Below are 1,539 nucleotides of genomic sequence, written 5' to 3' on the forward strand. Positions count from 1 at the left end.
GCGATAGCCCGTATGCACGCCCCAGTAGTAGAAGATCAGCGAGAACACGATGACGACCAGCATGTCCCAGCCATACGGCAGCACGCCGAGACCGCCAAACTGCTTGCTGCCGATCAGCGACAGGATCGCCATGACGGGCAGATACGCCACCAGCCACCATGCCGCCTTCAGATCCTGGTTGAAGCCTTCGAAGCCCGACTTCGCCTGGAAGTAGAAGTATACGGGGAGCGCAACGATCATCAGCAGGATGATCTCGCCCGTCAGCGGCCACTTCGCCCAGTACAGGATCAGCGACGCGCACACGAACGCGAACGGCGCGATCACGCTCATGCCGCGAATGTGCAGCGGACGCTCGAGGTCGGTCGCCGCGCGGCGCAGCGCCATCAGGCTGATCGGGCCCGTCAGGTACGAGATCACCGTCGCCACCGAAATGACGGCCGCCAGCGAGCTCCAGCCACGGAAGAAGAACAGGAAGATGAACGACACCAGCAGGTTGAACCACATCGCCGGGCGCGGCACGCCGTACAGCGGATGCACGGTGCCGAAGATCTTCGGCATCGTGTTGTTGCGCTCCATCGCGTAGATCATGCGCGTCGTGGTCGCCATGTAGGTCGTGCCCGTGCCGCTCGGGCTCACGAACGCATCCACGTACAGCAGGATCGCCAGCCAGTTCAGGTTCAGCGCGATCGCCAGTTCCGCGAACGGCGACTTGAAGTTGAACTGATCCCAGCCCTTCATCACGTCAGCCGGATTCACCGAGCCGATGTACGCAACCTGCAGCAGCACGTAGATCACCAGCGCCAGCAGGATCGAGCCGATCACCGCGAACGGTACGCTCTTCGCCGGATTGCGCGCTTCGCCTGCAAGGTTGATCGGGCTCTGGAAGCCGTTGAACGCGAACACGATGCCGCTCGTCGCCACCGCCGTCAGCACCGCCGACCAGCCGTACGGCGCGAAGGCGCCCGCGCCGCCAAGACTTTCGCCGAGGTTTTCCTTGTGGAAGCCGCTCATCATCAGACCAAGAATGGTCAGGCCCGGGATGATGAACTTGAAGATCGTAATGGCCGTGTTCGCACGCGCGAACACCTTCACGCCCCAGTAGTTCAGCAGGAAGTAGACGACCACCAGCACGGCCGACAGCAGCAGACCGGGTGTCGTCAGCTCGCTGTTGATGAAGAGGTTGTGCGCCCATTCGTACGGCCAGGTGCTCATGTACTGGATCGACGCTTCAGCCTCGATCGGAATCACCGACACGATTGCAATCCAGTTGGCCCATGCGCTGATAAAGCCGACCAGCGCGCCGTGCGAGTAGCGCGCGTAACGCACCATGCCGCCGGACTCGGGGAACATCGCGCCGAGTTCGGCATAGGTCAGCGCGATTGCGAGAATCACGATTGCGCCGATCACCCACGCGCACAGCGCCGCAGGGCCCGCGATCTTGGCCGCCTTCCAGGCGCCGAACAGCCAGCCGGACCCGATAATCGAGCCGAGCCCCGTCAGCATCAGCGCGAATGGGCCAATGTGCCGTTGAATAGAACT

The 1,539-nt window shown here is 62.6% G+C and carries 1 protein-coding gene; it reads right to left on the reverse strand.

What is annotated here, in order from left to right; genetic code table 11:
• Nucleotides 1-1,539, reverse strand: a 1,539-nt coding sequence (locus tag KFO72_RS41775) for an APC family permease (protein ID WP_225034546.1), incomplete at both ends; no start/stop codon positions are given.

Source organism: Paraburkholderia sp. XV (assembly GCF_020177535.1).
GTDB lineage: Bacteria > Pseudomonadota > Gammaproteobacteria > Burkholderiales > Burkholderiaceae > Paraburkholderia > Paraburkholderia caribensis.